We start from the raw sequence: 245 nt of genomic DNA, 5'->3' as shown, positions 1-245 counted from the left end.
ATAGGAAAATCACGCCGGATACGGCGGTTCCAATAGCTGTTAGCACAGCGGTCAGCACGATTTTGTTCTTCATCTTCTGGCAAGATAAGAAAAGGGCTAGGAAGATAAAGGCTGTCACTGGTTTATCAATCATATTTGGAATTTGTCCGCCTGGGAAACCCGTTGTCAAAGCGGAAATGACACCAGTCACTAGGGCAATCACGACTACATGCTGTACCTTAGGGAAAAGGATGATGCTTAAAAAC

The 245-nt window shown here is 44.9% G+C and carries 1 protein-coding gene; it reads right to left on the bottom strand.

Going from position 1 to position 245, the window contains the following annotated elements; translation table 11 throughout:
• On the bottom strand, positions 1-245 hold a 245-nt coding region (locus SB775_RS32700), incomplete at both ends, for a tryptophan transporter (RefSeq protein ID WP_410865455.1).

It is taken from the genome of Peribacillus sp. SIMBA_075 (genome assembly GCF_046534585.1).
This window is presented reverse-complemented; position numbering and strand designations above follow the sequence as displayed.